The organism is Prosthecobacter sp. (assembly GCF_029946185.1).
Taxonomy (GTDB): domain Bacteria; phylum Verrucomicrobiota; class Verrucomicrobiia; order Verrucomicrobiales; family Verrucomicrobiaceae; genus Prosthecobacter.
The window spans coordinates 1-5,916 of the sequence record NZ_JAQSEA010000064.1 but is presented as its reverse complement, the minus strand read 5'-3'; the positions used below and the strand labels follow the sequence as shown (position 1 = coordinate 5,916).

Annotated in this window: 6 protein-coding genes; all 6 read right to left on the bottom strand. The window is 58.6% G+C overall.

Going from position 1 to position 5,916, the window contains the following annotated elements; translation table 11 throughout:
• Positions 1-255 precede the first annotated feature (255 nt).
• Positions 256-585, bottom strand: coding sequence for a DoxX family protein (locus PSV43_RS04480; protein ID WP_300194206.1), 330 nt, complete (start codon positions 583-585; stop codon positions 256-258).
• Positions 586-711: 126 nt separating this feature from the next.
• Positions 712-939 carry a TIGR03643 family protein gene (locus PSV43_RS04475; protein ID WP_300194204.1) on the bottom strand — a complete coding sequence of 76 codons (228 nt, stop codon included), beginning with the start codon at positions 937-939 and terminating at the stop codon, positions 712-714.
• The gene (locus tag PSV43_RS04470) at positions 936-1,952 is read right to left on the bottom strand and encodes an ADP-ribosylglycohydrolase family protein (protein ID WP_300194202.1); all 1,017 of its coding nucleotides are present in this window, start codon (positions 1,950-1,952) and stop codon (positions 936-938) included. The genes PSV43_RS04475 and PSV43_RS04470 overlap by 4 nt, the downstream gene beginning before the upstream one ends.
• Before the next feature lie 4 nt (positions 1,953-1,956).
• A complete protein-coding gene (locus tag PSV43_RS04465; protein ID WP_300194200.1) occupies positions 1,957-2,820 on the bottom strand; it encodes a hypothetical protein in 864 nt (287 codons plus the stop codon).
• Between the two features lie 160 nt (positions 2,821-2,980).
• Complete coding sequence (locus PSV43_RS04460; RefSeq protein ID WP_300194198.1) at positions 2,981-3,967, bottom strand: FAD-dependent oxidoreductase; 987 nt, start codon at positions 3,965-3,967, stop codon at positions 2,981-2,983.
• Between the two features lie 310 nt (positions 3,968-4,277).
• Complete coding sequence (locus PSV43_RS04455) at positions 4,278-5,582, bottom strand: Gfo/Idh/MocA family oxidoreductase (RefSeq protein ID WP_300194196.1); 1,305 nt, start codon at positions 5,580-5,582, stop codon at positions 4,278-4,280.
• Positions 5,583-5,916 lie beyond the last annotated feature (334 nt).

Genomic DNA, 5,916 nt, shown 5'->3' with positions numbered 1-5,916 from the left:
AGCAGTAGGACTCCAGCGGCCCCTTGCCGAGGATGCGCCTCCGCCCGCCGGACCATGAACGCGCGGCAGGATAGAGGCCCGTTTTGGCATTCACCCCAACAAGCTGCTCTTCGAATGCGAGTAACTGATAATCAAATGATTGGGCGGGTTTCATGGGTGATGATTAGATGAAAAAATGAGGATGGTCAATCAACTAAATGCCTGGCATCTTTTTGCCATTGCGCCGCCATTGCGCTGCTGTAAGTGGCGTGCGGTTCAGAATCCGGCCATGCAGAGATAGATGTTGAGCGCCAGATAAAGCACCGCCGGCATCGTTTGCAGCAGGGTGTCCTTGATCTGGATGCGGACGATGACGGCAATGAGCATCATCAGCGCCAGTCCTGCTGATGCCAGCTGACCCATCCATGGCTGGCTCATTCCCGCCAGCAGGCCGATCCCCGCGAAGCACTGCAAGGCCCCCACCGGAATGCGCTGGGCGGCGAGGCGGTAACGATGAAACTCCTGCTTCATGCGACTCGAAAAAAAACACGCCAATCCATAACCAAGGAAGGAAAAGGCGGAGAATAGGATGAGGGCTGTTTTCAAGATGAAGGCCGTGAATCACGTGGATGGCAGTGAATCACTCAGGACGAACAATACGTCCGCCATGAAGCGATTGGGGAAACATGTTCTGCCAAATGCAGCGAATCAGCTGCTTGGCCTGCGGCGACGTCAGCCTTTGAGCCTTAGCTCAAGCAGCTTGCGGTGCTTGGTGACCCGACCGCTGACGCGCTTCCGCCAGCAGCGGAAGCTGGAGGGTTTGAGTTCGCGGCGCATGAGGTCGATGACCTGGCTTTCTACCAAGCCGGTGCGCTCTTTGATTTCTTCAAAGCTCGTGCGATCCTCCCAGGCGAGGCGCACGACAAAAGAGGCTTGATCGCTGCTGAGGCTGGACTTCATGGACGAGTGGCGAGGGTTTCGATCTGATATTTGAGGTGCGGGGTGTCGGCGATGCCATCGACAAATCTGTGAGGGATCTTTGAAACGCCGACCGCAGCGCCTATGAGGGCACCGAGGACGGCGCCACGATGGCAGTTGTCACCGCCGACATTGGCATTGGCGATGACGCCACTTTCAAAGTCATCGGCATATTTCCATGCCAGATACAATGATGCGGGGAAGGCTTCTGCAATGTAGCAGGCGGGGCTGACGTGCCTGCCGATCACGACCTCGTCGGGTTCTTGGGACCATTCCCGCGCTTTGCGCTGAGAGAACCAGTCACTGCCATGGGCGAGTATGGCCTCACGCAGTGGTGCGCCATTGAGCAGGTCACAGGCAATCCGCACCATGGCGTCTGCTGCGGCTAGCACTTCAGGAGAGCGGTGGGTGAGGCTGATGTGCTCGCGCACGGCTGCCCGTGTGGCGCTGAGGTCGCCCCGAAAATAGGCGCAGAGCACACCGACATGGGCCAGTCCGCCGATGTGAATGTCTGTGCCAGCGCATTTTCGCGGTGCGGTGCCGCGCGCATAGGCGGTGAAGAATTTGCGATGACACTCCTCGATGTAGGTGTCCCGATGCTTCCCCGGCGTGAGCATGAAGTCGATGTAACGCGTGAGATAGTCATCCGCATCGTAGGAGCCGCAGGCGATGAGGGAATCCATCAAGACCTTGGCTAGCTGGAGGTTCAGCGTGTTTTCACCGGCCCGCAGGAATTGGTGATAGTGAATGCCGCGCTGCCCCCAGTAGCGTGCTTGATCATGCAGAATATCTCCGCGGGCATTGAGCGCGGTGTATTCAGAGCGCCACAGGATGCTGCCGGGATGCGGAGACTTCGGTGCCGCATAGTCACGGACGATGCCGTAGTCCTGGCGCAGCGCGGAGCGGTCATAATACCAATGCACGGGCATGGCGAGGGCATCACCGATGAAGCCGCCCATCGCGAGACCTGTGAGTGAGTCCAGGGACTTCTCCATAAGATCAGTGTGCAATTGCTGGGCTGGGCTTGGCAGCTTTGTCAGTCCAGCGGGCGAGTTTTAAATCGTGGGCGCGCAGGCCGCGATTGCTCTCCAGACCGCGAAGATTCCAATGATGGGCGTGCAGCTTGAAAGGGCTGCGGATGCGCTCATCAAAGTCGGTCGGCCAAAGGACACCGTCTATTTTTTTGAAATCACGGAAGGTCACGTCCACCTCCGCTCCACGGGTGCTGTCGAGGCCGTTGAGTGTCAGTCGCACCCGGCGCAGCAACTTGCTGCTGCGGTCGATATAGAGGATCAATCGGTCCTCTTTTGCCATGCCAACACCAGGACGCAGGATGGCGAGCACTTCATCACACAGGTCCTCATCCACGAGAGACTCACCATTCATGGCGAAGACGGTGCCGCTTTGCTGGAAGTAGAATGGGCCCAGCAAAAAGAGAGCATAGGCATCGGCCACGAGCGCTGCGGCCTGATTGGCCTCGGCGTCCTCTGATACAGCGCCGTTGTAGGCGATGGCGATTTGACCGGGCGAACGCAGCACTTTCTTCACGCCTCCTGGTCCGGTATGCGTTTGCGCGATGATTCTGGGTGAGAGGATGATCCGCTCCTCTGACACTCCACGGAACTTCGAGTCCACCAGAACAGGCTGAAAGCGTGGCCCGATGGGTGCCCACTTGCCTTCATAGCTGACGCTGAGATCCCTGATCCGATGAAACGCGGCGCTTCCATGAGCCTTCTGTGAGGCCGTGACAAGCGCCAGTGCTTCGGGCTCGGAAGTGGTGATGGGACGGGTGCAGATCTGCATCGAAGCGCAGGAACTGAGCAGGCCCACCAGGAGGATGAGCATCAGGGGTGTTTGTTTCATGTGGCAAAGAGTGGCAGGCGGAAATCGCCACAGCCTTTACGGATGGCGGCAGTCGAGCGGACGAATTTTCTCACTCCTTGTCAAACTTCGGGCGGGGAGGGTGTGGCGCACCCAGCCATGAGAGCTGAGGCAAAAAGTGTGCGGCGCGCTGGCTTTAACCTCAAGGACGAGACAGGCGGGCCAGCAGGGTCTCAGCAGAGGCAAAGCCAGAGAGCGCCGCGCCCTCGACTCGCGGCCCTGCAAAGGCGTCTCCTGCCATGACGAGGGGTGGAGATGCCTGCAACAGGGCGCAGGGATTCGCATCGACTTGCAGGGGCTTGCTGTAGCGCCAGCCGTGGACCTGATAGCTGACCACTTCGGCACCCAGCCATGGTCGTGAGGCCTCAAGCAGCATCCGCCCGCTCTCCATGCGGTCATCATCCCAGTGCGCGAGACTGAACTCTTGGCTGGCATGAATCGTGACCGCAGGTTCTGCGGAGATGCCTTTGAGCTGATTATCGGCAATCCATGAAACGGGACCGCTGGCCGGCACAAGCCCACCAGGCGGTGGAATCAAAGACGGACCTTTGAGCACGGCCATGACGGCCAGGCAGCACTCGTATTGAATGGCTTCGAGCCGTGTCCGCATCGCTGGATCTAGCTCGATTTCACCGCTTGTCAGCAGCGCTAGCGATTGTGGCACCGGCGGCGTGAGCAGCACTGCCGACGCTGTGTAAAAATCTCCGGTGCTCGTCTCGACCGAGTAGCGATCCCCGGAACGTCTGAGGGCCACGACTTGCTTTTCCATCCGTACTTCCAGGCCCTGCGCCAGATACTTGGCGAAGGCTGTCATGGCTGGCTGACCACGCCAGCGCGTGTGGCCGTCAGCCGCTGCGGAGAAGCCTTGGCACCATTCCTTCATGATGCCAGCCTCCGCGCCTTGTTTGAGGATCCCTTCAAAACGGGCATCACGTGTGGTGATGAACTGCGCTCCGTGATCAAAAGTGGCCGCACCGATACGACGACTGGCAAGCCTGCCGCCCAGACCACGTCCTTTATCCAGCAAAAGCACGCTGCGACCACCACGCTGAATCTCACGCGCCGCGATGAGGCCTGAGACACCAGTGCCAATGATCAGTACATCAACGGGGGCTTCATGAGTCGGCATGGTGTTTTTCAAAGGATGGAAACTCAGTTTGGTCCCCCATCGTGGCAGGTACTGGGTGGCTTACTTTTCCCCCGAGCCAAAAAGCTGATCCTAAGGGTGAAAAATTCATGTGTGTCTAAATCTCTTCGGACAGGGGGGGACAGAAGGCTGAACTCGATACGCAAACTATGGGGGTGATTCGTTTTGGCACGCATCATTTACGCTTGAGGGCTGCTAATGGGTGATGGCATGAGCGATTCATGCCTCGTCAATCGATTGATTACGCAGTTTTTGCGAGAATGAGATGCCAGGCATGAATGGCCTTTTATCCCTAGAACGTCCATCCCTGGCGCACGTTCGGGCCATTCATCAGCGCGGCGGCTTCTGCATCTCCGACGATGCTGCGAGTGGCGGGGTCGATGGTGAGATTGCGGTTCACATGCAGGGCGATATTGGCGAAGTGCATGGTCTCAGTGAGGCGGCCACCGTAGGCGAAGTTGGAGCGTGGCTTTTCCTGGCCTTTGATGGCGAGCAGCCAGTTGTCCCAGTGATTCGAGCGTTTGAGGTCCACTTTGGGCAGGCTGCTGGCGAGTTCCTGCATCTTCACTTCAGGGATGATGCGCGGGATGCCTGCGTGTGTGCCCATAAGGACGGCGGACTTGCTGCCACGGATGAAGGTGCCGCCATCCGCCAGTGCTCGGCTCGCCTCTAGTTCAGCAGGCCGGGTGAAGGCATGACCTTTGCCGTGATACCAGTGGATTTTGAACTCTTTGCCAGTGCTGCTGGTGGGAAAGGTGAAGGTGACGCGGACGGTATCGGGGAACGATAGTTTCTTCGGACCAGTGCTCTCGATCTCCACTCGGCTCGGGCAGTCGAGTCCCCACACGGCATACGGTGCATCCATGTTGTGACAGGCCCAGTCGCCCAGCGTACCGCAGCCAAACTCAAACCACGCGCGCCACACTGCTGGCAGGTAGCGGCTGCTGTGCGGCACCATGGCAGCAGGGCCGATCCATTGATTCCAATCGAGTCCTGCAGGCACGGGTTGCTCCGGGGGGCGCTCATCGGCAACGGACCAAATGGGGCCTGCCCACGCATGGGCATCTGTCACATCACCGAGGATGCCTGCTTTCGCCCACGCCTCCAGCATGAGGATGCCGCCACCGGAGTGGCCTTGATTGCCCATCTGGCAGGCAAGACGGCTGGTCTTCTCCAACGCCATGAGGTCGCGAGCTTCAGCGATGTTGTGGGTCAGCGGCTTCTCCAAGTAAACGTGTTTGCCCGCGTTCATGCACCACTTTGCATTGTAGTGGTGCGTTTGATCCGGCGTGGAAATGATCACACCATCGATGTTCTTGCCATGCTGATCGAGCATCTTGCGGAAGTCCGAGTGGAAGGGCACGTCGGGCTTGGCTTGGCGCGACTGGGCTGCACGCGGCTCGTCCACATCGGCAAAGGCAACGTAGTTCACCATTGGGTTTTCCAGCAAGCTCTGCACGGCGTGCCAGCCTTTTCCGCCCGCACCGACAAAGGCGATGTTGAGCTTTTCATTGGCTCCAAACACGGAGCGCGGAAGGATCTGAATGCCTGCGAAAGCAGCGGCAGTTTTGGCGATGAAGTGGCGGCGATCTTGCATGCTGAGGGGTGGCTGTTGAATGAAAAAAAGATGCCCGTCATGAATGGCGCTCGGTTAAGGGAGTCAATCGTAGATTTGGGGGGGGCCACGCGACTTTGGCAGCGGCGACGCGGTGATGACGCTGCTAGTGAACTCGGTGACCACGTATAAGATGCCATGACCACGTATAACGTATAAGATACCAGGCATGAATGGCACTTGAATAAGGGCCTAGCTCGTGAAACTCACTGCTTTCGCGCAGCGCTCCGAGGAGCGCGGAATTTATTCCGCTGCACTCCACAGCACACACCTGCCCCGCTCTGAAATGCTGCTTTCGCGACACCCGACATCACCG